The sequence below is a fragment of the Pseudomonas sp. K2I15 genome, assembly GCF_002204795.1.
Taxonomy (GTDB): Bacteria; Pseudomonadota; Gammaproteobacteria; order Pseudomonadales; family Pseudomonadaceae; genus Aquipseudomonas.
In genome coordinates this window covers 47,916-70,712 of record NZ_NIXO01000006.1, presented here as the reverse complement: position 1 = coordinate 70,712, position 22,797 = coordinate 47,916, and the positions used below count along the sequence as shown (strand labels likewise).

The 22,797-nt window shown below is 60.0% G+C and carries 27 protein-coding genes; 9 read left to right on the top strand and 18 right to left on the bottom strand.

Features of this window, described 5'->3' with window-relative positions; all coding sequences use genetic code 11:
- Window positions 1-14: 14 nt before the first annotated feature.
- On the bottom strand, window positions 15-1,916 hold the full coding sequence (locus tag CEC48_RS06340) for a potassium transporter Kup (RefSeq protein ID WP_088422965.1): 1,902 nt from the start codon (window positions 1,914-1,916) through the stop codon (window positions 15-17).
- A 301-nt stretch (window positions 1,917-2,217) separates the two neighbouring features.
- Between CEC48_RS06340 and rimO the strand changes: the two genes are divergently transcribed.
- The 6 genes from rimO to tsaA all read left to right on the top strand — a co-directional run bounded on the left by rimO (window position 2,218) and on the right by tsaA (window position 7,103).
- A complete protein-coding gene (rimO, locus tag CEC48_RS06335) occupies window positions 2,218-3,558 on the top strand; it encodes a 30S ribosomal protein S12 methylthiotransferase RimO (RefSeq protein WP_088422964.1) in 1,341 nt (446 codons plus the stop codon).
- A gap of 101 nt (window positions 3,559-3,659) precedes the next feature.
- Window positions 3,660-4,133, top strand: a complete 474-nt coding sequence (locus tag CEC48_RS06330; RefSeq protein ID WP_088422963.1) for a GNAT family N-acetyltransferase — start codon at window positions 3,660-3,662, stop codon at window positions 4,131-4,133.
- A gap of 71 nt (window positions 4,134-4,204) precedes the next feature.
- On the top strand, window positions 4,205-4,915 hold the full coding sequence (locus tag CEC48_RS06325; RefSeq protein WP_003208627.1) for an rRNA pseudouridine synthase: 711 nt from the start codon (window positions 4,205-4,207) through the stop codon (window positions 4,913-4,915).
- A 76-nt stretch (window positions 4,916-4,991) separates the two neighbouring features.
- The gene (locus tag CEC48_RS06320) at window positions 4,992-5,453 is read left to right on the top strand and encodes a DUF1456 family protein (RefSeq protein ID WP_088422962.1); all 462 of its coding nucleotides are present in this window, start codon (window positions 4,992-4,994) and stop codon (window positions 5,451-5,453) included.
- 131 nt (window positions 5,454-5,584) lie between these two features.
- Complete coding sequence (locus CEC48_RS06315; RefSeq protein ID WP_088422961.1) at window positions 5,585-6,355, top strand: SDR family oxidoreductase; 771 nt, start codon at window positions 5,585-5,587, stop codon at window positions 6,353-6,355.
- Window positions 6,356-6,407: 52 nt separating this feature from the next.
- A complete protein-coding gene (gene tsaA, locus CEC48_RS06310) occupies window positions 6,408-7,103 on the top strand; it encodes a tRNA (N6-threonylcarbamoyladenosine(37)-N6)-methyltransferase TrmO (protein WP_088423028.1) in 696 nt (231 codons plus the stop codon).
- Window positions 7,104-7,221: 118 nt separating this feature from the next.
- On the opposite strand, the gene fpr is transcribed toward tsaA, so the two are convergent.
- A complete protein-coding gene (gene fpr / locus CEC48_RS06305; RefSeq protein ID WP_003189055.1) occupies window positions 7,222-8,001 on the bottom strand; it encodes a ferredoxin-NADP reductase in 780 nt (259 codons plus the stop codon).
- Window positions 8,002-8,125: 124 nt separating this feature from the next.
- Between fpr and CEC48_RS06300 the strand changes: the two genes are divergently transcribed.
- Window positions 8,126-9,052 carry a LysR family transcriptional regulator gene (locus tag CEC48_RS06300; protein WP_003208633.1) on the top strand — a complete coding sequence of 309 codons (927 nt, stop codon included), beginning with the start codon at window positions 8,126-8,128 and terminating at the stop codon, window positions 9,050-9,052.
- Here the strand turns inward: CEC48_RS06300 and CEC48_RS06295 are convergent.
- The 3 genes from CEC48_RS06295 to CEC48_RS06285 form a co-directional block, all read right to left on the bottom strand.
- Window positions 9,049-9,411 carry a diacylglycerol kinase gene (locus tag CEC48_RS06295; protein ID WP_088422960.1) on the bottom strand — a complete coding sequence of 121 codons (363 nt, stop codon included), beginning with the start codon at window positions 9,409-9,411 and terminating at the stop codon, window positions 9,049-9,051. The two genes, CEC48_RS06300 and CEC48_RS06295, sit on opposite strands and share 4 nt — an antisense overlap.
- 75 nt (window positions 9,412-9,486) lie before the next feature.
- Window positions 9,487-10,137 (bottom strand): response regulator transcription factor ErdR, encoded by a 651-nt coding sequence (erdR, locus tag CEC48_RS06290; RefSeq protein ID WP_003208636.1) that lies wholly within the window; start codon window positions 10,135-10,137, stop codon window positions 9,487-9,489.
- 254 nt (window positions 10,138-10,391) lie between these two features.
- Window positions 10,392-11,102 (bottom strand): tRNA-uridine aminocarboxypropyltransferase, encoded by a 711-nt coding sequence (locus CEC48_RS06285; protein WP_088422959.1) that lies wholly within the window; start codon window positions 11,100-11,102, stop codon window positions 10,392-10,394.
- Between the two features lie 206 nt (window positions 11,103-11,308).
- On the opposite strand from CEC48_RS06285, the gene CEC48_RS06280 reads away from it, so the two are divergent.
- The gene (locus CEC48_RS06280; protein WP_088422958.1) at window positions 11,309-11,749 is read left to right on the top strand and encodes a PA3611 family quorum-sensing-regulated virulence factor; all 441 of its coding nucleotides are present in this window, start codon (window positions 11,309-11,311) and stop codon (window positions 11,747-11,749) included.
- A 376-nt stretch (window positions 11,750-12,125) separates the two neighbouring features.
- Complete coding sequence (locus CEC48_RS06275; protein WP_088422957.1) at window positions 12,126-13,235, top strand: TIGR00730 family Rossman fold protein; 1,110 nt, start codon at window positions 12,126-12,128, stop codon at window positions 13,233-13,235.
- 171 nt (window positions 13,236-13,406) lie between these two features.
- Here the strand turns inward: CEC48_RS06275 and recX are convergent, their stop codons facing one another.
- The 13 genes from recX to CEC48_RS31790 form a co-directional block, all read right to left on the bottom strand.
- Window positions 13,407-13,874, bottom strand: a complete 468-nt coding sequence (gene recX, locus CEC48_RS06270) for a recombination regulator RecX (protein WP_076015386.1) — start codon at window positions 13,872-13,874, stop codon at window positions 13,407-13,409.
- A gap of 8 nt (window positions 13,875-13,882) precedes the next feature.
- A complete protein-coding gene (recA, locus tag CEC48_RS06265) occupies window positions 13,883-14,935 on the bottom strand; it encodes a recombinase RecA (protein WP_076015387.1) in 1,053 nt (350 codons plus the stop codon).
- An 83-nt stretch (window positions 14,936-15,018) separates the two neighbouring features.
- Entirely contained in the window at window positions 15,019-15,519 is a 501-nt protein-coding gene (locus tag CEC48_RS06260) for a CinA family protein (protein ID WP_088422956.1), read from the bottom strand.
- A gap of 61 nt (window positions 15,520-15,580) precedes the next feature.
- On the bottom strand, window positions 15,581-16,165 hold the full coding sequence (locus CEC48_RS06255) for a glycoside hydrolase family 19 protein (RefSeq protein WP_088422955.1): 585 nt from the start codon (window positions 16,163-16,165) through the stop codon (window positions 15,581-15,583).
- A gap of 346 nt (window positions 16,166-16,511) precedes the next feature.
- Window positions 16,512-17,528, bottom strand: a complete 1,017-nt coding sequence (locus CEC48_RS06250) for a contractile injection system protein, VgrG/Pvc8 family (protein ID WP_088422954.1) — start codon at window positions 17,526-17,528, stop codon at window positions 16,512-16,514.
- Window positions 17,529-17,537: 9 nt separating this feature from the next.
- Window positions 17,538-17,750, bottom strand: a complete 213-nt coding sequence (locus CEC48_RS06245; protein ID WP_088422953.1) for a tail protein X — start codon at window positions 17,748-17,750, stop codon at window positions 17,538-17,540.
- A complete protein-coding gene (locus CEC48_RS06240) occupies window positions 17,743-18,126 on the bottom strand; it encodes a phage tail protein (protein WP_088422952.1) in 384 nt (127 codons plus the stop codon). Before CEC48_RS06240 ends, CEC48_RS06245 begins: the two co-directional genes overlap by 8 nt.
- Window positions 18,126-19,454 (bottom strand): tail tape measure protein, encoded by a 1,329-nt coding sequence (locus CEC48_RS06235; protein ID WP_088422951.1) that lies wholly within the window; start codon window positions 19,452-19,454, stop codon window positions 18,126-18,128. Before CEC48_RS06235 ends, CEC48_RS06240 begins: the two co-directional genes overlap by 1 nt.
- 128 nt (window positions 19,455-19,582) lie before the next feature.
- Window positions 19,583-20,164: a phage tail assembly protein gene (locus tag CEC48_RS06230; protein WP_088422950.1), complete on the bottom strand. Its 582-nt coding sequence runs from the start codon at window positions 20,162-20,164 to the stop codon at window positions 19,583-19,585.
- Window positions 20,165-20,215: 51 nt separating this feature from the next.
- The gene (locus tag CEC48_RS06225; RefSeq protein ID WP_088422949.1) at window positions 20,216-20,722 is read right to left on the bottom strand and encodes a phage major tail tube protein; all 507 of its coding nucleotides are present in this window, start codon (window positions 20,720-20,722) and stop codon (window positions 20,216-20,218) included.
- Window positions 20,722-21,888 (bottom strand): phage tail protein, encoded by a 1,167-nt coding sequence (locus tag CEC48_RS06220; RefSeq protein WP_088422948.1) that lies wholly within the window; start codon window positions 21,886-21,888, stop codon window positions 20,722-20,724. The genes CEC48_RS06225 and CEC48_RS06220 overlap by 1 nt, the downstream gene beginning before the upstream one ends.
- A gap of 2 nt (window positions 21,889-21,890) precedes the next feature.
- The gene (locus CEC48_RS06215) at window positions 21,891-22,082 is read right to left on the bottom strand and encodes a hypothetical protein (RefSeq protein ID WP_088422947.1); all 192 of its coding nucleotides are present in this window, start codon (window positions 22,080-22,082) and stop codon (window positions 21,891-21,893) included.
- A gap of 93 nt (window positions 22,083-22,175) precedes the next feature.
- Entirely contained in the window at window positions 22,176-22,742 is a 567-nt protein-coding gene (locus CEC48_RS31790; RefSeq protein WP_256579677.1) for a phage tail protein, read from the bottom strand.
- Window positions 22,743-22,797: the final 55 nt, after the last annotated feature.

Genomic DNA, 22,797 nt, shown 5'->3' with positions numbered 1-22,797 from the left:
GCTTTTTGTTGGGCTTACATTTCTACCTGGGTACCCAGTTCGATCACCCGGTTAACCGGCAGCTTAAAGAAGCGCAGGTTGCCGTTGGCGTTCTTGAGCATGAAGGCGAACAACCCCTCGCGCCAGCGCGCCATGCCCTTGATGCGCGAGGCAATCACGGTTTCGCGGCTGAGGAAGTAGGTGGTGCGCATCGGGCTGAAGTCCAGGTCATCCAGATGGCACAACTTCAGCGCCTCGGGCACGTCCGGCTCGTCGACGAAACCAAAGTGCAGGATCACCCGGAAGAAACCTTCGCCATAGGAATCGACCTCGAAGCGACGCTGGGCCGGCACACGCGGGATGTCTTCATAGACCACCGTCAGCAGCACCACCTGCTCATGCAGCACCTGGTTATGCAGCAGGTTATGCAACAAGGCGTGGGGCACGGCGTCCGGGCGCGCAGTCAGGAACACTGCCGTGCCCTGCACGCGGTGCGGCGGCTGCACGCGAATACTGCTGATAAAGATCGGCAACGGCAGCCCGCCTTCATCCAGGCGATCCACCAACAGCTCTTTACCGCGCTTCCAGGTTGTCATGAGGATAAACAGCACAATCCCCGCCAACACCGGAAAGGCACCACCCTGGACGATCTTCGGCACGTTGGCGGCGAAGAACAGCCCGTCCACCAGCAGGAACCCGATCAACACCGGGATCGCCAGCACGGGTGGCCATTTCCACAGCAACAGCATCACCGCCGACACCAGGATGCTGGTGATCAACATGGTGCCTGTCACCGCCACCCCGTAGGCCGAGGCCAGGGCGTTGGAAGATTCGAAGCCCAGCACCAGCAGGATCACACCCACCATCAGCGACCAGTTCACCGCGCCGATGTAGATCTGGCCTTGCTCGGCGCTGGAAGTGTGCTGGATGTGCATGCGCGGGATGTAACCGAGCTGGATTGCCTGGCGGGTCAGGGAGAACGCCCCGGAGATCACCGCCTGGGAAGCGATCACAGTGGCCAGGGTCGACAACGCCACCAGCGGGACCAAGGCCCATTCCGGTGCCAGCAGATAGAACGGGTTACGGGCTGCGTCCGGGTTGTCCAGCAGCAGCGCGCCCTGGCCGAAGTAGTTGAGCACCAGCGCTGGCAACACCAAGGCGAACCAGGCACGGGCAATCGGCTTGCGCCCGAAGTGGCCCATGTCGGCGTACAGCGCTTCAGCACCGGTCAGCGCCAACACCACGGCGCCGAGAATCGCCACACCCATGCCAGGGTGGGCAGTAAAGAAGCGCACGCCCCATACCGGGTTCAGCGCGTTGAGCACTTCAGGGTGCTGACTGATGCCATGCACACCCAGCCCCCCGAGCACCAGAAACCACACCACCATCACCGGGCCGAACAGCTTGCCGATGCGGTCAGTGCCGTGCTTCTGGATCAGGAACAGCCCCACCAGCACCACCAACGAAAGCGGCACCACCCAGCGCTCAAGGCCATCAAACGCCAGTTCCAGGCCCTCGACCGCCGACAATACCGAGATCGCCGGGGTGATCATGCTGTCGCCGTAAAACAGCGCCGCACCGATCAGGCCGAGAATCACCAGCACCGAACGTAACTTGGGATACGGCGCCGCCGCGCGCCGGGCCAGTGCCGTCAGGGCCATGATGCCGCCCTCGCCCTGGTTGTCGGCGCGCAGGATAAACAGCACGTACTTGATCGAAACGACCCATATCAGCGACCAGAAAATCAGCGCCAGGATCCCGAAGACCCCGTCGTGATTGACCTGAACCCCATAACCGCCAGCAAACACCTCTTTAAGGGTGTAGAGCGGGCTGGTGCCGATATCGCCGTAAACCACCCCCACCGCCGCCACCAGCATGCCGATCGGCTTTGCGTTGGAATGCTCGGCACCTGCTGCCTGACTACTTGCCTGACCCATCAACCACTCCTGCCCTTTGACCTGCGGTCTTTTATAAACAGCGCGCCTGCTGCGGGCGCCTATGCTGTCCACAGCATGCGCTGTTTTACTTCTCGTTACAGACGATTTATTGACCGAGGAAATTCACTCAGGTGCAACGGCGCGAAGCATAGCGCAGCACTCGTCGTATTTCCCTGCATAAAGCTGGTCAAGAGCGATTCCCGTCGATAGAATTGCGCACTTTTTGATCAGAGGCGCACCAAGCGCCCGTCCGCAGCCTTTCATGCACGACTGGCGGCGTCATTCAATACCGAGGTTAGACATGTCCACCACCATCGCAAAAGCCAACCCCAAGGTCGGCTTTGTATCCCTGGGTTGCCCAAAGGCTCTGGTCGACTCCGAACGCATCCTTACGCAACTGCGCATGGAAGGCTACGACGTCGTGTCCACCTACCAGGACGCGGACGTGGTGGTGGTGAACACCTGCGGCTTCATCGACTCGGCCAAGGCTGAGTCCCTGGAAGTGATCGGCGAAGCCATCAAGGAAAACGGCAAGGTGATCGTCACCGGCTGCATGGGCGTGGAAGAAGGCAACATCCGCAAGGTGCACCCAAGCGTGCTGGCCGTGACCGGCCCGCAGCAGTACGAGCAAGTGGTCAACGCCGTGCACCAAGTGGTGCCGCCGCGCCAGGACCACAACCCGCTGATCGACCTGGTGCCACCACAAGGCATCAAGCTGACCCCGCGCCACTACGCCTACCTGAAGATTTCCGAAGGCTGCAACCACAGCTGCAGCTTCTGCATCATCCCCTCGATGCGCGGCAAGCTGGTGAGCCGCCCGGTGGGCGACGTACTGGACGAGGCCCAGCGCCTGGTCAAGTCCGGCGTGAAAGAGCTGCTGGTGATCTCCCAGGACACCAGCGCCTACGGCGTCGACGTCAAGTACCGCACTGGTTTCTGGAACGGCGCGCCGGTGAAAACCCGCATGACCGAACTCTGCGAAGCCTTGAGCAGCCTCGGCGTCTGGGTGCGCCTGCACTACGTTTACCCGTACCCGCACGTTGACGAGCTGATCCCGCTGATGGCCGCCGGCAAGATCCTGCCGTACCTGGACATCCCGTTCCAGCACGCCAGCCCGAAAATCCTCAAGGCCATGAAACGCCCGGCCTTCGAAGACAAGACCCTGGCGCGCATCAAGAACTGGCGCGAGATCTGCCCGGACTTGATCATCCGTTCCACCTTCATCGTCGGCTTCCCCGGCGAGACCGAAGAAGACTTCCAGTACCTGCTGGACTGGCTGACCGAGGCCCAACTGGACCGCGTCGGCTGCTTCCAGTACTCGCCGGTTGAAGGCGCTCCGGCCAACCTGCTGGACGCTGCCATTGTTCCCGACGACGTCAAGCAAGACCGTTGGGAGCGCTTCATGGCGCATCAACAGGCCATCAGCTCGGCGCGCCTGCAACTGCGCATCGGCCGTGAGATCGAAGTACTGATCGACGAAGTCGACGAACAAGGCGCTGTAGGCCGTTGCTTCTTCGACGCCCCGGAAATCGACGGTAACGTATTCATCGACGATGCCAGCGACCTGAAGCCGGGCGACAAGGTCTGGTGCACCGTGACCGACGCCGACGAGTACGACCTGTGGGCTGAAAAGCGCGCATAAGATGTAAAGAATTGAAAAAGCCCTGCCTCTGGACAAGATGCGGGGCTTTTTTAGGTCTATCGTTTTGCCCATCAACGTAAATCCAGGCAGGGGCGGCGGGCATGCGTCAGCATTCGGTTATCCATACACCCAAATCCAGCGACTATCAGGAACTGACCCGTATCTGGGAGGCGTCAGTGCGGGCCACCCATGACTTCCTGCCGGACAGCTACATCGAGTTGCTGAAAAACCTGGTGCTGACCCGCTACCTCGATGCGGTGATGCTGATCTGCACCAAGGACTCGCGCCAGCGCATCACCGGGTTTGCCGGGGTGGCCGCAGGCAAGGTCGAGATGCTGTTTATCGACCCCGCGCACCGTGGCCAGGGCCTGGGCCGGCAATTGCTGCGCTATGCCATCGAATCCATGAACGCCGATCAACTGGACGTCAACGAACAGAACCCGCAGGCCCTGGGCTTTTACTTCAAGCAGGGCTTTGAAGTGATCGGACGCACGGAGCATGACGGCATGGGCCAGCCTTATCCGTTGCTGCACATGCGTTTACGCCAGGCGCAGCAACAGGCGCGCCGCGGCTAAATGAAATGGAGCCGGGATTAACCGGCGCCACACAGGTACAATAGCCGCCCCCTTTTGTTTCGGCCCTTGTCATGACTGAACCCCTACGCCTCTCCAAACGCCTCATCGAACTGGTCGGTTGCTCCCGTCGGGAGGCTGAGCTGTTCATCGAAGGCGGCTGGGTCACGGTGGACGGCGAAGTGATCGACGAGCCGCAGTTCAAGGTCACCACCCAGAAGGTCGAGCTTGACCCTGAGGCCAAGGCCACTGCGCCGGAGCCGGTGACCATTCTGTTCCACGCCCCCGCTGGCGTGGATGCCGAGACGGCCATGGCGTCGATCAACGCCGAGACCCTGTCGGAAGAACACCGCTTCAGCAAGCGCCCGCTCAAAGGCCACTTCCTGCGCCTGACCGCCAGCAGCGACCTGCAAGCCAAGGCCAGCGGCCTGTTGGTGTTCACTCAGGACTGGAAAATTTTGCGCAAGCTGACCGCTGACGCGAACAAGATCGAACAGGAATACGTGGTGGAGGTGTCCGGCGACATGGTCGCCCACGGCCTGAACCGCCTGAACCACGGCCTGACCTACAAAGGTAAGGAATTGCCAGCGGTGAAAGCCAGCTGGCAGAACGAGAACCGCCTGCGCTTTGCGTTGAAAAACCCGCAACCGGGTGTGATTGCCTTGTTCTGCGAAGCCGTTGGCCTGAAAGTCGTCGCCATTCGACGCATCCGCATCGGCGGAGTGTCCATCGGCAAAGTGCCGGTAGGCCAATGGCGCTATCTGTCCGGCAAAGAAAAGTTCTAAGACTTTTTCCGCCGCCGAATCTCTCGATACCGCCTGCCTGGGCGGTGTCCACAGTTGAATGACCAGGATTGCCCACATGATTCACAACGACGTACTGCGCAGCGTGCGCTACATGCTCGACATCAGCGACAACAAGATGGTCGAGATCACCAAGCTCGGCGGCATGGAAGTCACCAAGGACGACCTGCTGACCTACCTCAAGAAAGACGAGGAAGAAGGCTTCGTGTTCTGCCCGGACGAAGTCATGGCGCATTTCCTCGATGGCCTGGTGATCTTCAAGCGCGGCAAGGACGAAAGCCGCCCACCGCAGCCGATCGAACTGCCGGTGACCAACAACATCATCCTGAAGAAACTGCGCGTGGCCTTCGAACTGAAGGAAGACGACATGCACGCGATCCTCAAGGCTTCCGAGTTTCCGGTATCCAAGCCAGAGCTGAGCGCACTGTTCCGCAAGTTCGGCCACACCAACTACCGCACCTGCGGTGACCAGTTACTGCGCAACTTCCTCAAGGGCCTGACCCTGCGCGTTCGCGCCTGAGTGATGGGCTTGCGGCGGCCTTCGGGCCCCGCAGGCACGCATGACCGTCCATTCCGTAGAAAAATAGTGGCTCCGCTCAAGGCGGCTGGCGACTAGGGTGAACCCTCTTACCCTTTCGTTCAGGATCGCCCATGCACCCTTACTTCTCCCTGCAAGGCCGCACCGCCCTGGTGACCGGCGGCACCCGTGGTATCGGCAAGATGATCGCCAAGGCGTTTGTCGAGGCCGGCGCCATCGTTTACGTGTGTGCCCGTGATGCCCAGGCCTGCGAGCAAACCGCCATCGAATTGAGTGCATTTGGCGAGTGCCATGGCCTGGCGGCCAACCTGGCCCAGGAAGAAGGCGTTGCGCAATTAGCTGCGCACCTGGCTGAGCGTATCGGCCAACTGGACATTCTGGTGAACAACGCTGGCACCACGTGGGGGGCGCCACTGGAAAGCTACCCGGTGAAGGGCTGGGAGAAGGTCATGCAACTGAACGTGACGTCGGTGTTCAACTGTATCCAGCAGTTGCTGCCGCTGTTGCGCAAGGCCGGGGCTGAAGCCAATCCGGCGCGCATCATCAATATCGGCTCGGTGGCAGGTATTTCCTCGTTTGGTGAGCAGGCGTATGCCTACGGGCCGAGCAAGGCGGCGCTGCACCAGCTGTCGCGGATTCTGGCGCGGGAATTGGTGAGCCAGCACATCAACGTCAACGTGATCGCTCCCGGGCGCTTTCCGAGCAAGATGACCCAGCATATCGGCAATGATGAGCAGGCTTTGGCGGAGGACACCGCACTGATCCCGATGAAACGCTGGGGGCGAGAGGAAGAGATGGCAGCACTCGCCATCAGCCTGGCGAGCACTGCGGGCGCCTACATGACCGGCAATATTATTCCACTGGATGGCGGCTTCAGCCTCTGAGGGCCGTGGCTCGGGTTATCATGCCCGCCTCACCCCGCTTCGACGCCAGACCATGACCTACAGTGTTTCGCCCATCGGTTTTGTCCGCTCCTGTTTCAAGGAGAAGTTCGCCATCCCGCGCCAGCCACAACTGGCGCCTGCTGCCCGGGGCGTGCTGGAATTGGTGGCACCGTTCGATCAGGGTGAGGCGGTGCAGGGTTTGGAGCAGGTCAGCCATGTGTGGCTGCTGTTCCTGTTCCACCAGGCGCTGGAAGATAAGCCACGGCTGAAAGTGCGCCCGCCGCGTCTGGGCGGCAACAAGTCCATGGGCGTATTTGCCACCCGCGCGACCCACCGGCCCAATGGGATTGGCCAATCGGTGGTCAAGCTGGACAAGGTGGAAGACGGCCGTCTTTGGATTTCCGGCATCGATCTGCTGGATGGCACACCGATTCTCGACATCAAACCGTATGTGCCGTACGCAGACATCGTTGACACAGCCAGCAACAGCATCGCCAGCGCCGCGCCGCAGCTGATTCCCGTGCAGTGGCTGAAGACTGCACTGCAACAGGCAGAGGGCCATGCTCAGCGCCTTGAGGAGCCATTGGTGGCGTTGATCGAGCAGTGTCTGGCACAGGATCCACGGCCTGCGTACCAGACGCCGGGGCCTGAACGGGAATATGGGGCGCAGTTCTGGGATGTGGATGTGCGCTGGCACTATCCCGAGGCCGGGATGATTTGTGTGCTGGAAGTGGTGTCGGCTGGATAAGCCGGAAACAACTGTGGGAGCGGGCTTGCTCGCGAAGGCGGTGGATCAGTCAATACATCTGGTGACTGTTACACCGCCTTCGCGAGCAAGCCCGCTCCCACATTTTTTTGCGTCGCGCTTATTTCTCGACGAACGCACGCTCAATCAGGTAGTCACCCGGCTCACGCATGCGCGGGGAAACCTTCAGGCCGAAGCTGTTCAGCACTTCGCTGGTTTCATCCAGCATGCTCGGGCTGCCGCACAGCATGGCGCGGTCGTCTTCAGGATTGATCGGCGGCAGTCCGATGTCGCTGAACAGCTTGCCGCTGCGCATCAGGTCGGTCAGGCGGCCTTCGTTTTCGAACGGCTCGCGGGTCACGGTCGGGTAGTAGATCAACTTGTCACGCAGGGCCTCGCCGAAGAACTCGTTCTGCGGCAGGTGCTCGGTGATGAATTCGCGGTAGGCGACTTCGTTGACGTAACGCACGCCGTGGCACAGGATCACTTTTTCGAAACGCTCGTAGGTTTCCGGGTCCTGGATCACGCTCATAAACGGCGCCAGGCCGGTACCGGTGCTGAGCAAGTACAGGTGCTTGCCAGGCTTCAAATCGTCGAGCACCAGGGTGCCCGTCGGTTTTTTGCTGATGATGATCTCGTCGCCTTCCTTCAAGTGCTGCAATTGGGAAGTCAGCGGGCCATCAGGCACCTTGATGCTGAAGAACTCCAGATGCTCTTCCCAGTTCGGGCTGGCAATGGAGTAAGCGCGCATGAGCGGGCGGCCATTAGGCTGTTGCAGGCCGATCATCACGAACTGACCGTTCTCGAAGCGCAGGCCCGGATCGCGGGTGCACTTGAAGCTGAACAGAGTGTCGTTCCAGTGATGAACACTGAGGACACGCTCGTGGTTCATGTTGCTCATGTACGGGGAACTCCTGGAAATGGGTCTGCGCCAACTGTTGGATGCGCGATTGCACAGCATTCTAATGGCGGCGACAATATCTGTTAACTGGATTATTAAGATAAGGGTTATCGGTTATATCGATATGCGATTTACTCTACGTCAACTGCAAGTCTTCGTCGCCGTCGCCCAGCAGGAAAGCGTCTCGCGCGCTGCTGGCCTTCTGGCCTTATCTCAATCCGCCGCCAGCACCTCGATTACCGAGCTGGAGCGCCAATCCAGCTGCCAATTATTCGACCGCGCCGGTAAACGCCTGAGCCTGAACGCCCTCGGTCACCAGCTATTGCCCCAGGCGGTGGCGCTGCTGGACCAGGCCAAGGAGATCGAGGACCTGCTCAACGGCAAGTCGGGCTTCGGCTCCCTGGCGGTCGGCGCCACGCTGACCATCGGCAATTACCTGGCCACGCTGCTGATCGGCAGCTTCATGCAGCAGCACCCCGAGAGCCAGGTGAAGCTGCATGTGCAGAACACTGCGCATATCGTGCATCAGGTGGCGCACTACGAAATTGATCTGGGTCTAATCGAAGGCGACTGCAGCCACCCGGACATCGAGGTGCAAACCTGGGTGGAAGACGAGTTGGTGGTGTTCTGCGCGCCCCAGCATCACCTGGCCAAGCGCGGCCAGGCGACCATGGAAGAGCTGACCCATGAGGCGTGGATCCTGCGGGAACAAGGCTCCGGCACGCGCCTGACCTTTGACCAAGCCATGCGTCATCACCGCAGCGCGCTGAATATCCGCCTGGAGCTGGAACACACCGAAGCGATCAAACGCGCGGTGGAATCAGGATTGGGGATTGGCTGCATTTCTCGGCTGGCACTGCGCGACGCGTTCCGGCGCGGCAGCCTGGTACCGGTGGAAACCCCGGACCTGGACCTGGCCCGGCAGTTCTACTTCATCTGGCACAAGCAGAAATACCAGACCTCGGCCATGCGCGAATTCCTCGAGCTGTGCCGTTCCTTCACCGCCGGGGTGCAGCGCAGCGACGAGATTGTGCTGCCGACCATTGCCTAGATCAGGATGACGGCCCACACCAGAGCGATGATGGTCAGCGCGACGAACTGAGCGGCGCTGCCCATGTCCTTGGCGTTTTTCGACAAGGGGTGCAGGTCCAGGGAGATACGGTCAATCGCCGCTTCCACCGCGGAGTTGAGCAGCTCAACGATCAACGCCAGCAGGCACACGGCAATCAGCAACGCCCGCTCCACCCGGCTGACATTCAGGAAGAAACTCAGCGGGATCAGGATGACGTTGAGCAACACCAACTGACGAAAAGCCGCCTCGCCGGTGAAAGCCGCACGCAGGCCATCCAGGGAATATCCCCCCGCGTTGAAGATACGTTTGATACCGGTTTGACCTTTGAAAGGCGACATAGAGTAGGCAACTGAGCAAAAAGGTGGGGGGAAACTAGAGCAAGCAAAGTCAAAAAAACGTGAATGAACAGCGTCTTAATGCTGCGAAATTGACTCAAGTTGTTGCAAGAGCAACGCCGCCTGGGTTCGCGTGCGCACACCCAGCTTGCGGAAGATCGCCGTGACGTGGGCCTTGATGGTCGCTTCCGACACGCTCAATTCGTAGGCAATCTGCTTGTTCAGCAGGCCTTCGCACACCATGGTCAATACGCGGAACTGCTGGGGCGTCAGGCTGGCCAGGCCATCGCGGGCGGCCTTGGCTTCGTCGGAGACATTGATCTCTTCAAAGGCTTGCGGCGGCCAGGAGACATCACCGTCCAACACCGTGCGCACGGCTTTCTGGATGTCTTCCATAGAGCTGGATTTGGGAATGAAACCGCTGGCACCGAACTCCTTGGAGCGCACCACCACCGACGCCTCTTCCTGCGCCGACACCATCACCACCGGAATCTGCGGGTATTGGCCGCGCAGCAGTACCAGCCCGGAAAAACCGTAGGCGCCGGGCATATTCAGGTCGAGCAGAACCAGGTCCCAGTCGGATTTTTCGGTTAGGCGGGTTTCCAGCTCGGCAATGCTGGCGACTTCGACGAGGCGTACATCCGGCCCCAGGCCCAGCGTGACCGCCTGGTGAAGTGCGCTGCGAAACAGCGGGTGGTCATCGGCAATCAGGATTTCGTATGTGGCCATTTATTAAATGATCCTGTTTTTTATGGAGGCACTGATGGGTTCAGTGCTCGCCAACGCGCAACGTGACTGCCAGGCCAGCAGTCACCAGAGGGCGCGCTCAACGTCAAAAAACGACGTTTCTAATCTATGACAGCGCCCCAATCGGCGCCAAGCATGCCCAGCGTAGCCTGGGTGGTCAAGCGCTACGCCCGCGGCCATTTTAGCGGGCTGCGCATTTGCGCGGCCATCATGCCAAGGTCTGCTGGCCATGACGCCTATAGATAAGGTGCAAGGCGAGTATGGACGCTATCGGCCGGGTCCAGCGCCAACTGAAACTTGGCGGCCAGATAGTGGGTGCTGAACACGTCTAGATAGGCATCCAGCACCTCGCTGGCTGCCAGGTCTTCAGCCAGTTCCAGGCACAGGGCGGCCACTTCGGCGGTGCAGAAGTGGTCATCGCGCTTGGAGCGGCGCAGCTTGTAACGCGACAGTTGCTCGGGCGCCAGGCTCAACACCGGCAAGTGCTCCAGGTACGGGCTCTTGCGGAACATCTTGCGCGCCTCACTCCAGGTACCGTCCAGCAGAATGAACAGCGGGCGCTTGCCCTCCTCCAGCTTGACCTGGCTGACCACCCGCTGCGGTGCCACGAATTCGCCGGGAAACACGATGTACGGCTGCCATTGCGGGTCGGCCAGCAAGGTCAGCAACTCGGGCTCAACTTCAGTCCGCGACCAGGGAAACGCCGTGGTGTCGTTGATCACATCGGCAATCAGCCAGCCAGTGTTGCTGGGTTTCATCGGCTCTACGTCATGCATCAGCAGGCACATGCCGGATTTCGCCTCGACCTTGGGCCGCCAGGCGCACAGGCAATACTCGGGAATCACCCGGCAGCCGGGGCAGCGTTCGGCACGCGAGCCCCGTGCAACAAACGGCTTTACGGCGCGGGCCAGGCGCTGGGTGCGCAAACGGGAGACGGCGTGGCTCATCGGGTGCGCCGCAGGAAAGTGGGAATCGACACGGACAGAACTCGGGAAGGCAAAAGTTACCGCAGTTTACCAGAGCCGCCCGCGCCTACCTGTACTTCCCGGCAATACGCTGGCCGTAGTGGCAACCGGTCACCTATAATCGCGCGCCACTGAACGCACAGCGCAGTGGCTGGTCTATGCACCAGTAACCGAATCAGGAGAGTTTCATGCTGCGTCTTATGCCACGTGTTCTAGTTCCGTCCGTCGCCCTGGCGCTGATCTTGCCTTTGGGTGCCCAAGCGGCCTCGCTGCTGGAGGCTCAACTGAACAAGAAGCTGCAAAGCGTCGCAGAGGAAAGCAATAAAGACCTGCCCCGGGAAATTGACGACAAGACCCTGGAAGTGGCCTACACCGTTGAAGGTTTGCAGTTGATTGACCATCTCAGCGTACAGCCTGACCGCGCTGAGCAAATGCGCGCCAATCCCAAGGCTGTGTACTTCCAGCTGGGGCAAAGCGTGTGCTTGAACAAGGGCTATCGCGAGTTGATGGCCAAGGGTGCAGTGATGCGCTACGAAATCACCGAGAACAAAACCAACCGCCCGGTGGCGTCGGTTAAGTTCCAGGAAGCAGATTGCCCGGCGCCGGCTGCTGCGAAGAAGAAAAAGTAAGCGATGCCCCCTGTCGCGCGCCGCTGATCAGCGGCGCGCAATATGCCCCCTCTGAACTATCCGCCATTGCCCGTTCGCGGCAGCGTCTAAACTCCCTCACAAGTGATCAATAAGCGGTTGCCAGCCAAGACTTTATAGGCTCATGATCAATTCATCTTGAAAGCCTTGAACATCGGGTTTTCACACGGTTTTGTAACACTTTCAGGGCAAAAGAGGGTTGCCCTCCTGAGCGTGCAGTGCAAAGGTTTTTAATCATAAGGAATATACAGAACCGGTTTCGCCCACCTCGTTAATCAGAGGCAACGACACATGCAGTGTCGTGGTCCCGACGAATTTCTCGCCGGCACCCAGGGTTCTGTGAAGAAGGAGAAGTTGAATGCCTTACGAACCGAATGAACTCCTGATCCGTCAATTTCAAGAAAACGGCACCGACCTCACGCAGCAGGTCGACGCGCAACTCCACCTGATTGCGCCCAACAGCCCGAACATTCCCCTTTATCGCGACATGATCTTCACCGTGCTGCGCATGGCCCAGGACGACCGCAGCCGTTGGAACGCCAAGATCACCTTGCAGGCGATTCATGAGCTGGACCACGCTTTCCGTGTACTGGAACAGTTCAAGGGACGACGCAAAGTCACGGTGTTCGGCTCGGCGCGCACGCCGGTCGAAAGCCCGCTGTATGCATTGGCGCGGGAAGTGGGCGCGGTTCTGGCGCGCTCGGACCTGATGGTGATCACCGGCGGTGGCGGCGGCATCATGGCGGCGGCCCACGAAGGCGCCGGCCTGCAACACAGCCTGGGGTTTAACATTACCCTGCCCTTTGAGCAGCATGCCAACCCGACCATCGATGGCACCGAGAACCTGCTGTCCTTCCACTTCTTCTTTACCCGCAAGCTGTTCTTCGTCAAGGAAGCCGATGCCTTGATACTGTGCCCGGGCGGTTTCGGCACCCTGGATGAAGCGCTCGAAGTACTCACCCTGATCCAGACCGGCAAAAGCCCGCTGGTGCCAGTGGTACTGCTCGACGCACCGGGTGGCAGCTTCTGGCAAGGTGCCCTGGACTTTATCCGCAGCCAGCTTGAAGCCAATCGCTACATTTTGCCCACCGACCTCAAGCTGGTGCGCCTGGTGTACAGCGCTGAAGAGGCGGTGGACGAAATCAACCAGTTCTACGCCAACTTCCACTCCACCCGCTGGCTGAAGCGCCAGTTTGTGATTCGCATGCATCATCCGTTGAGTGACCATGCGCTGGCTCACTTGCAGGAAGCATTTGCCAGCCTTCGCCTAAGTGGGGAGTTCCAACAAACTGCGTACATTGGCGAGGAGCACGACGAGCCAAGCTTCAGCCATCTGACGCGGCTGGTGTTCAACTTCAACGGGCGCGACCAGGGGCGGTTGCGGGAGTTGGTGGATTACATCAACTTGCCGGAGAACTGGGCACAGGCCCAGGGGAAAACGCAGCAGCGGGTGACGGAGACGGCGTGACCTGCCCCTGAAACGCAAAAAAGGCCCGCTATTTTCATAGCGGGCCTTTTTGGTTGTGTCAGGTAGAACGATGTCGCAGGTTGGGGCCGCTGCGCAGCCCAGCGGGAGCAAGCTCCCTCGCCACACCAAGCTCCGCAATAACCAGAGGAGCCCATTTACCAGGCGCCACTTTCAGTCATCCATATCCCGACCGCTCAACAAGCGGCTGATCATCTCCATCGAGAATCCGCGATAGCTCAGGAAGCGACCTTGCTTGGCACGTTCCCGCGCATCAATAGGCAGATGCCCGGCAAACTTGCGACGCCAGGTATCTTCCAACTGCGCCTGCCAACTGATACCGGACTCACGCAAGGCAAGTTCGATGTCAGCACGTTGCAGGCCACGCTGGCTTAGCTCTTCGCGAATTCGCGCGGGGCCATAGCCGGATCGGGCTCGGTAGGACACAAAACTCTCAAGGTAACGGGATTCGGACAACAGCCCTTCTTCCGTCAAACGGTCAAGGGCAGCATCGATCATCTCGGGATCTGCGCCGCGCTGACGCAGTTTTCGCGTCAGCTCGACTCGACCATGCTCGCGTCGTGCGAGCAGGTCCATTGCAGTGCGCCTTACGGCGACGGGTGTATCCAGTACAACGCTCATCGTTTGGCTCAGATGTCAGCGTCAGCCATGTCGTCAGCCGTTTCCCGGGTAGACGTCGATTTGACGTCGGCCGTCGGGGTCAGCAGCTTGTCGCGGATCTGCTTTTCAAGCGCCGTGGCAATCTCAGGGTTGTCCTGCAGGAACTTGGCCGAGTTGGCCTTGCCCTGGCCGATCTTGCTGCCGTTGTAGGCATACCAGGCACCGGACTTCTCGACGAAACCGTGCAGCACGCCCAGGTCGATCATCTCGCCGTTCAGGTAGATACCCTTGCCGTAGAGAATCTGGAACTCGGCCTGACGGAACGGCGGAGCCACCTTGTTCTTCACGACTTTGACGCGGGTTTCGCTACCTACAACCTCGTCACCTTCCTTCACCGCGCCGGTACGACGGATGTCCAGACGGACCGAAGCGTAGAACTTCAGCGCGTTACCACCGGTGGTGGTTTCCGGGCTGCCGAACATCACGCCGATCTTCATCCGGATCTGGTTGATGAAGATCACCAGGCAGTTGGCGTTCTTGATGTTACCGGTGATTTTACGCAGGGCCTGGGACATCAGACGGGCTTGAAGGCCTACGTGCATGTCGCCCATTTCGCCTTCGATTTCAGCCTTGGGAACCAGGGCTGCCACGGAGTCGATGACGATCACGTCGATGGCGTTGGAGCGCACCAGCATGTCGGTGATTTCCAGCGCTTGCTCACCGGTGTCCGGCTGCGAAACCAGCAGGTCGTCAACGTTGACGCCCAGCTTGCCGGCGTACTCTGGATCCAGGGCGTGCTCGGCATCGACGAACGCACAGGTGGCGCCCATTTTTTGTGCCTGGGCAATCACCGACAGGGTCAGGGTGGTTTTACCGGAAGATTCAGGACCGTAGATTTCAACGATACGGCCTTTTGGCAGGCCGCCAATGCCGAGCGCGATGTCCAGACCCAGAGAGCCAGTGGAGATAGCCGGGATCGCCTGACGGTCGTGATCGCCCATACGCATTACGGCACCCTTGCCGAATTGACGTTCGATCTGACCCAGGGCCGCAGCCAAGGCTTTCTTCTTGTTGTCGTCCATTAAAGTCCTCACGTAATCAATAAGGCCTGGCGGCCAACACCTGTATAAGTAGACAGTATTGTTCCACAAAGATCCGTGATCGCCTACCCCTGATTTTCTATTTCTGCTGCAGCTCGTCGCAACAAGCCCTCTAGCGCGGCCTTTACCGTTTGTCGGCGGACCTCGTCGCGGTTGCCGGGGAAGTGTTCGAGCTCGGTGGTAATTTCCTCGCCAACGCCCCAGGCCAGCCATACGGTGCCCACCGGCTTGTCCGGCGAACCGCCATCGGGCCCGGCCACGCCGCTGACCGCCACGGCAAAGCGTGCCAGGCTTTTCTCTTGGGAGCCCCGGACCATCGCCTCCACCACTTCGCGGCTGACAGCGCCGACTTTGGGAAACAGGGCTTCCGGCACATTCAACTGCCGGGTCTTCTGCCGATTGGAATACGTGACGTAACCCGCCTCGAACCAGGCCGAACTCCCGGGAATCCGCGTGATGGCCTCGGCGATACCGCCGCCGGTGCAGGACTCGGCAGTGGTGACGTGGGCATTGAGAACCTGCAGGCGTCGGCCAAGTTCAGCGGCGAGTTGAGTAATTTCCTTCACGGTCGTCTCCTTGAGTGAGCGGGCGTTTGCCTACCCTACAGGAGCCGATGGGCCATGCAAGTTACAAGAGACCATCAGCAGGTCCGGCATCAGGAACCCCGAACACTGCCTTCGCCCGTGCCCACAACTGCATGCGATTTTCCAAACCGTTCAGGCCGCCGTTGATCCGCCGGGTAATGGTGGTGAACTGGTCCTTGTCAGCCAGTTCGTTCAACCCATTGCTCTGCCAGAACCACGCGGCGGACTCGGCAGCCCATTGCGGCTGTTCCAGCAACTCCGGTTGCTGCAATAGACGCTCATCGCCGAACAACACCTGGCTGCACGCCAAGTAGTTGCGCCGACCGGTGATCTGGATCAGGCCGCGGCCGCGATATTTCTGGCCGTCTGCGTCTGCCTCGGGCGAATTGCCCAGGCGGGCAGCCAAGACGCCGGTGTCGTATTTGCTGAGATATCGATCGCTGCCCAGTTCACGTACGTAACGCAACTCGCCGGACTCGTGGCCGATTTGGGCGAGGAAGGCGGCGATGCGTTTGGGCGTGGTGATTTGGTGGTGAACCATGGCGGTGTTTAAAGCGCCAATGAACACTCCAGTTCGCAGGCCAGCGTTCCCGAAGATCTGCAGCAACTCCTGCTGTGCGACAGGCATAGGTTTCTCCAGACGCCAAAAACGAAAAAGCCTCGCACGATGGCGAGGCCTGAATGGGTGCGCAACCCAAGTCGCGCGGCATTGCTTGAAAGCCCCGCACTTATGCGGGATTTCGATCCGCCTGTGCTGTGTACGCAACAGTGCCGTCAGCATTGAGAACGTCCCAGGACATCTGAAACGCGCTGGCATACTGAATGGTAAAATAAACGAATACTCCACTGCCCGCCGGAATCAAAAGATCGTCGTACTGCGTGCGGCGGGAAGGAACAATCGGATATTTCACATAGTTGTCGGCGCTAGGCGGCCGCGTGGCACTAATAATCACCGTCCCGCTTGCATAAAGCGATCAACCGCCGGAAGACAACCCACCCGCGATGATCGAACTGCGATACCCCGTCGCCGGGTCGCCAACATGAGTCACCTTGGTAATCGACCATCGCCCCTGCATATATGAGGGCCAGGTTTCATCCAGCAGCAGCAAGCCTTCGGCGGACAGCAACGGGTTGCCAGGGCAATCGATCAGCAACTTCAAATCTTCACGGCCGACGCGGCGCAACTCACCTTCGGCCACCGCACGCGCTTCCGCTTCGTTCTGACAGCGTTGGCGCAGGATTTTGAACGGGGCATTCCCGACCTGGACCACGCGCTGCTTGCCCGCCCTCGCATCCCACCAGGTGACACGGCTACCCTCGTATTTCGCCCGGGATTTTTCGTCGAGCTTGGCGGTGATAAAGGCCTGGTCACCAGGACGGTTGTCAGCGGTGATGGACAATTTCACTTCCGGCAGTTGCTGGAGGGACAGCGATTTGACCTGGCCACTTTCAGCCAGCACATACAATTCGTTGATCGGTTTGCTGACGGCGCAGTAGCGCCTGGCGAGACGGGTGATAAAGGCCATGTCGCTTTCGTTGGACTGGTCGATATGGGGAATCACAATCCCTTCCAAAGACGGCGCCACACGCGGTGAATACCCGTGGCGGCTGACCAGCTGGCGAAACAACGCACCCAGGGTCATCGGCCCATAACTGGCAGACCGACGCTGGCGGTAACCTGTTTTGTCGACCACGCTGAAGGGCGCCGCCGTGGCGACAATCATCAGCCGCATGGGGAACAGCACCGGGGTTCGCTGGGTGACGACAAACTCGCCTTTTTCCACCAGCCCCGACTCTTGGTACCCGACTCGCAAGCCGATCTTGCCAGTCAGGCTCGGCAGGCCTTCCAGGCCCTCGATATTGAGGGTCAGTTCAAGCCGGTCAGACTCAATGCCTGCGGCGTCAGTGTGGCTCCAGTGCATCAGGCGTTGATTGAGCAGCGCCGCATTGGCGCCGTAAAACTCCACGATGGGCGTAAATCCCTGTGCCATGCTGCCTCCTTAATCCCAAGCCGAAACAGGCCGCACGGCCGCTGGCCGCGACTCCAGCTCAGGCACGCTAACCCATACACCGGCAGGCAACACAGGGCCGTATTCTGCGAGGCCAGGGTTCTGGCGCCAGAGGGTCTCTTCAGCCACGTCATCGCATCGTCCGAGCTCACGATAGAGCAGCAGGTTGACCGAATCACCGGCAATACTTCGGACTCTACGCATTGACGAACTCCTCCAGCTCAAGGGTCCAGGTCATGACCATTGCTGTTCCGTCATCGATCACATTGGCCTGGGTTTCCACTACAGTATTGATCCGCCACAGGCCCCAGTTGCGCCCGATGCCATCGACCAGGGGCAACGGCGCCCGCGCATTTTGCAGCGCGCGCAGTTCATCGAGGCGCTGCATGCCGACGGCGTACATTGCCGTGCCGCTGAACGTGAGTTTTTCCAGCTTCTGGCCGTTTTGCCGCGACTGCGGCTTGCTGGCAATAATCGTCAGGTCACTCCAGCCGCCGTCGCTGTTACGTACCAGCGAGGAATAGGTAAACCCTCGGGACAAGCCAAAGATAAAGTCGCCGAGTACCATTTGTTGTCGCATCAATCACCTCCTGGATCGGCCAGTGCCGCGTTGCGCCGGATGCCAAGGGAATCAGTGACCATCGGCATGCATTGGAATTGCAGGGCCTGGATCACCTGGTTGACGACTTGCTGGGCATCGGCGGGGTTGACGCCGGTGATCTGGATACTCGGGGCAATCGTGACCTGCACGTTATCCGTGCGCGCGGCGTTGAGCTCATTGCTCAGCGCATTGGGCGCAGGCAGACGATCACTTGGGCCGAACAATTTGTCGCCAAGCCAGGTCCCCGCCTCGCTGCCCAGCAAACCACCGATGGCGCCGCCGACAGCAGTGCCGACACCGGGAAAAATCAGGGTGCCGATAGCGGCGCCGGCGGAGGCTCCCGCCCAGGCACCGCCCGCGGTACTGAGTCCGGAGGCAACAGCTTTGGCATCGCCATTGCGTACGCCCTGAACCACATCCATGGCGGTGTCGACGTACTTCAACGGACCGAGGCGGCGAGTGCCTGCCGATTCCAGCTTGGCAAACGCTCCCGATAAACTCGCTGCCAAGCCTTTGCCTGCACCACGCGCCATAGACCGTTTTGCCGACGGCGCTGCGTAGGAGGCAAACGAATTACCAGGAAGGTTGGTCGAGGCGACTGTTGCCTTCGGTCCACGCGGAGCCGTTTGGCGGGGCTGGGTAGGCTTGACGCGCCGCTTCTTACTATTTCCGGCTGTGCGACCGTTATCCCTCTCCCTCACCGTATCTTCAATGCGCTCAGACAGATGTGCAGCCGCCGCTTCAAGTATGCCGCCAGTACCGGGGGACGTTGTGCCGGGGCAACATTGCTTGTCGTCGCCCTTGTCCTTGTCTTTGTCCTTATCAAGTCCCCCGTCCTTGAACAGTTTTCCGATTCTGGGAATCTTGCCGAGCGTCAAATCGACCACATTGCCCATCACTCGGGTCTTGACCGTATCCAAAAAACTCGAGCGTAAATCCTTCGCGACATCCACACCGGCCTTGAGGCCCTTGTCCGCCCAAGAATCGGACGCCGGCGCCAGTTCTTTCTGTTCGCTTTTCGGTGCGTTAGCGGCGACATCAACCGTCTTGGTCTCCAACGAACTCCCTTTAATGAACAACGTGCTGTTGAGCGTTTCCAGGGTCTCTCGCAGCCGCACTTGCTCCAGGGTCAAACCATTGATTTCCAGGCTGGCACTGGCCAGCGCCAAGCTAAGGTCCGTCAGCGCGGCGGGCACCGCGTCAAGGGAGGAAGGCCCAGTCAAATCCTGGGCCGACGGTGACAGGTCCCCAGAAAGCCCCCGGTCGTCCGTCTGCCCGGCAAACGCCAGCGCATAGTTAATTTGCATCCCGCTCTACTCCTGTTTGACGCCAAGGCGAGTGATCGCGATGTCATAGCGGCGCAATGCTTTTCCGACTTCCCAGTCCAGGATTTCCGCTTCGTTCACCGAGTAAACCAGCGGCACGACATCGAGGATTACTTCGATGTCGCGCTCCGAAAGAAGGCCGCCGGTTGATTTAAAAAATCGTCGATTCGCTCCTGCAGTTCGGTCCAGTCGGGCACGGTGAGATCTGCCAAATCAGGGATCATCAGGCCGGAGCAATGGGCTGTGATGAACTCGGCGCGCTCTTTGGCCGTGGTGAGTTTTTTCATCACTTTGGTGGCGCGCAGGGCAGGCATTTCCAGAGTCACGGCGGTGAGGGTGCGGCCGGCGGTGTTGAGCGGCAGCAGCAGGTTCACCTGTTCGGTGATGCTGGAGTCGCCTGGCTCGCGGGTTTCGTCCTGGAAGAACGAGGCCGGGCGGGTCGACATGTCATGCACGTATTGGGCGATGGTTACGTAGTCCGGGCGTTTGAGCTGGTCGAGCTCTTTTTCCGACAAGCCGGTGGCGAGTTTTGCCAGTTCGAAAAACTGGTCGTCCTCGTCATCACCGGCCCGGGCCAGCGCGTCTTTTTGCGCGGCGTAGTACAGCGGCTTGAGTTGCACCTGCTCGATCGTCGCACCGGTGTCGGCGGTGATCGGCGACAGCAGGATGTGCAGCGGAGGCATCCAGGCCATGAGTCAATTCCTTGATGAAGTATGGGAGCGGGCAAACCCGCTCCCGGGGGCTTACGGCATCAGTACCGCGCGGCGCGCATCGCCGAGGATGTCGACGCCGTTGAGCACGAACTTCTGGGTGCGCACGTCGATGTCGATCACCGTGATACCGTTTTCCAGACGGTTGTAGGTGCGGCAGGACAGCTCCAGCGTGGTAGTCGCCTTCTCGCCCATCTTCAGCTTCGCTTCCTCCAGGGATTTGAGCTTGCCGCCGACGGTGTGGTAGGTGAAATAGGTCCGGCCGTCCTGGTCCTGGCCGGCTTCACGCACGTTCAGCAGGATGTCGTCCCCCAGGCGCACGCCCAACGCCAGCATGATTTCCGGGCCTGCACCTTGCAGGATCAACTTGGCATTCAACACCTTGCCGCTCTTCGCCATTTCCTCGGCGATGAACCGCCCACCGGACATGAGTTCCATGTCGAATTCAATCTTCGGCGGGGTGAATTCTTCCACGGTGGCCGACAACGGCAGGCCTTGAAGGGTGGCCGCAATGGCCTGTCTGACTCGGTTGGTAAACATTAGAGAACGTCCTCCAGGAACTGCTCGATGATTTCATCGCGGGCGTTGAGTTGATAAATCATGTGTTCGTTCGGCGCGTAGCGGCCGTAGTCGATGACGATGAACCAGGTGCCGTTCTTGTACTTCTCGACACTGTTCAATTCCGGGTGCAGGTACACGCTGCCGCCGGGGATGGTTTCGTCAGCCACCAGGGTTTGCAGCCAGTCGTTGATGCGTTTCACCTCCTGGTCCATGAACGACTTGGTGAGGTTCTTGGCCATGGCTTTCTGGCCGGCCTTGACCAGCTTGCGGCTGATCGCATCTTCCAGGCCGACGTAGCTGATGAACTTGCCGGTGATGGAACGGTTCCCCAGCAGCGAGAAACCGCCGAGGATGGTGCGGGCGTAGTAGCTCACGCCGTAGCGGTTGAGCAGGTCGCCTTCGGTGGAGGTGTCGAGGATGTTGTACTCAACCACGCGGGAAACATCTTCGGCGAAGGTCACCTGATTGCCCGGGCTTTCCCACTGCTTGACCTTGGCCAGTGCCGCGATGGCCAGGGACGACGGTGCCAGGAACACGTTTTTCTTCGCGGCCTTGGAGTACACCGACGGCATGTTGTGCACCAACAGGCAACGGTCGAAGCCCAGCTCGGCACCGCCCAGTTCGCCGCTGTAGGTCACTTGGTCGGCGACGGTTGCGTCCTTGCCATCCAGCACCACACGGGCCTTGATGCGTTTACCGAAGGAAGCGAATTCGCCGGCCACGGCCTTGGTGCCGGTGAAGCCTGGGGCGCCAATGATGGTCAGGTCTTCAGGGACGCTGGCCAGGGCGGCGAGGCCGAGTTTGCGGCCGGTGACAGGCTCGTCGCCGCCGATCACGTTATTGAGGGTGTCGGCGGGGGTGGTGCCCTCGTCGACGATCACCACGTAGACCGGCACCTTGACCACTTTGAGGATCTGGTACACGGCGTGGAACAGCGTGCCGGTCTCGGCGCCGGTAGGGTCCAGCAGCGCCTGGGTGGTGAAGCTGTTGATGCGGAACGGAGCGTTTTTCGGGATCGAGGCGTGGGCGTTGGGGGCAGTGCCCACCAGGCCGATGACGTTATCGCCAAGGCCACCCATGGCCTCGGGGGATTCGGTGGCATTGACGGTGATGCCGTTGTGCTCGAAGTTCAAAACCTCAGCCATGATTATTCAGCCTTCTTGGTGGTGGCCTTCAAGGCCTTGGTAGCGTTGAGGACGCTGGTGAGTTCCAGGCGGCCGGCAGTGCGCAGGGCGGATGCTTCGACGTCCAGCAGGTCGATTTCTTCGCCTGCGGTGGACCAATGGCCGGCGCCGGTGGGGAATGGGATTAGGACGGTGTAGGTTTGGCGGTTGGGCATAGGTGGATCTCCGGGCATAAAAAAACCGCTGCGCGGTTGTCTTGGATTTTCAGGAAGTGACAGGGCAAAACGCCTTGTCAGTAAGGGGCGTTATTAGAGTTGCTCAGCTAGCCAGGGCGGCGACTCAGGCCTGTGCTCGACTAGAGGGAAATACTGCGACTCAGGCCAGTCGCGCAGATCCTGCCGGTAGCCCTGCAATTGCTTGTACTGCTCGGCTGTGAGGGTTGTAGGGCGATCAGCCTCCAGCTCGTCACGATGACGTGCGACCAGCGGATCAGTGAGCAACAGCATTTTGTCGCGGAAGGCTCGCTCGCTGTATTTCAATTCTTCCAACGTCGGCCCAGGTGCCGCAACGATGACCGGTCGACCATCTTTGCCGCCCGTAAAGCTCGATTTGCCTGTTGAGACGGCCCGAAAGATCGCGTCGTGTTCGTCCTGGCTGACCTCGACAAGCTCCGCCGCTGGCGGGAGCAAGCATGCTGGGTTAGGCGTAGTAATCAACGGCTGCACTGCGTCCAAGTCCGGCGAATCGATCATTGGTGCAACTGCATCAAAATCGGGAGCCGATATTGTTTCAGGCACTGATTCGTCACCCTCAACCCACGCAGGATTCGGCACCTGCATATCGGGGGGAGTCCAGTTAGGATCGGGCACCTTCATACTCGGCCGTTTCCAGTCAGGGTCTGGTACCTGGATGGTCCGAGCTCCGTGTAAC

Coding starts and splice junctions, on each gene's coding strand:
- CEC48_RS06340 (WP_088422965.1), bottom strand. CDS start 1,916: ATGGGTCAGGCAAGTAGTCAGGCAGCAGGTGCCGAGCATTCCAACGCA.
- rimO (WP_088422964.1), top strand. CDS start 2,218: ATGTCCACCACCATCGCAAAAGCCAACCCCAAGGTCGGCTTTGTATCC.
- CEC48_RS06330 (WP_088422963.1), top strand. CDS start 3,660: ATGCGTCAGCATTCGGTTATCCATACACCCAAATCCAGCGACTATCAG.
- CEC48_RS06325 (WP_003208627.1), top strand. CDS start 4,205: ATGACTGAACCCCTACGCCTCTCCAAACGCCTCATCGAACTGGTCGGT.
- CEC48_RS06320 (WP_088422962.1), top strand. CDS start 4,992: ATGATTCACAACGACGTACTGCGCAGCGTGCGCTACATGCTCGACATC.
- CEC48_RS06315 (WP_088422961.1), top strand. CDS start 5,585: ATGCACCCTTACTTCTCCCTGCAAGGCCGCACCGCCCTGGTGACCGGC.
- tsaA (WP_088423028.1), top strand. CDS start 6,408: ATGACCTACAGTGTTTCGCCCATCGGTTTTGTCCGCTCCTGTTTCAAG.
- fpr (WP_003189055.1), bottom strand. CDS start 8,001: ATGAGCAACATGAACCACGAGCGTGTCCTCAGTGTTCATCACTGGAAC.
- CEC48_RS06300 (WP_003208633.1), top strand. CDS start 8,126: ATGCGATTTACTCTACGTCAACTGCAAGTCTTCGTCGCCGTCGCCCAG.
- CEC48_RS06295 (WP_088422960.1), bottom strand. CDS start 9,411: ATGTCGCCTTTCAAAGGTCAAACCGGTATCAAACGTATCTTCAACGCG.
- erdR (WP_003208636.1), bottom strand. CDS start 10,137: ATGGCCACATACGAAATCCTGATTGCCGATGACCACCCGCTGTTTCGC.
- CEC48_RS06285 (WP_088422959.1), bottom strand. CDS start 11,102: ATGAGCCACGCCGTCTCCCGTTTGCGCACCCAGCGCCTGGCCCGCGCC.
- CEC48_RS06280 (WP_088422958.1), top strand. CDS start 11,309: ATGCTGCGTCTTATGCCACGTGTTCTAGTTCCGTCCGTCGCCCTGGCG.
- CEC48_RS06275 (WP_088422957.1), top strand. CDS start 12,126: ATGCCTTACGAACCGAATGAACTCCTGATCCGTCAATTTCAAGAAAAC.
- recX (WP_076015386.1), bottom strand. CDS start 13,874: ATGAGCGTTGTACTGGATACACCCGTCGCCGTAAGGCGCACTGCAATG.
- recA (WP_076015387.1), bottom strand. CDS start 14,935: ATGGACGACAACAAGAAGAAAGCCTTGGCTGCGGCCCTGGGTCAGATC.
- CEC48_RS06255 (WP_088422955.1), bottom strand. CDS start 16,165: ATGCCTGTCGCACAGCAGGAGTTGCTGCAGATCTTCGGGAACGCTGGC.
- CEC48_RS06250 (WP_088422954.1), bottom strand. CDS start 17,528: ATGGCACAGGGATTTACGCCCATCGTGGAGTTTTACGGCGCCAATGCG.
- CEC48_RS06245 (WP_088422953.1), bottom strand. CDS start 17,750: ATGCGTAGAGTCCGAAGTATTGCCGGTGATTCGGTCAACCTGCTGCTC.
- CEC48_RS06240 (WP_088422952.1), bottom strand. CDS start 18,126: ATGCGACAACAAATGGTACTCGGCGACTTTATCTTTGGCTTGTCCCGA.
- CEC48_RS06235 (WP_088422951.1), bottom strand. CDS start 19,454: ATGCAAATTAACTATGCGCTGGCGTTTGCCGGGCAGACGGACGACCGG.
- CEC48_RS06230 (WP_088422950.1), bottom strand. CDS start 20,164: ATGGCCTGGATGCCTCCGCTGCACATCCTGCTGTCGCCGATCACCGCC.
- CEC48_RS06225 (WP_088422949.1), bottom strand. CDS start 20,722: ATGTTTACCAACCGAGTCAGACAGGCCATTGCGGCCACCCTTCAAGGC.
- CEC48_RS06220 (WP_088422948.1), bottom strand. CDS start 21,888: ATGGCTGAGGTTTTGAACTTCGAGCACAACGGCATCACCGTCAATGCC.
- CEC48_RS06215 (WP_088422947.1), bottom strand. CDS start 22,082: ATGCCCAACCGCCAAACCTACACCGTCCTAATCCCATTCCCCACCGGC.
- CEC48_RS31790 (WP_256579677.1), bottom strand. CDS start 22,742: ATGAAGGTGCCCGATCCTAACTGGACTCCCCCCGATATGCAGGTGCCG.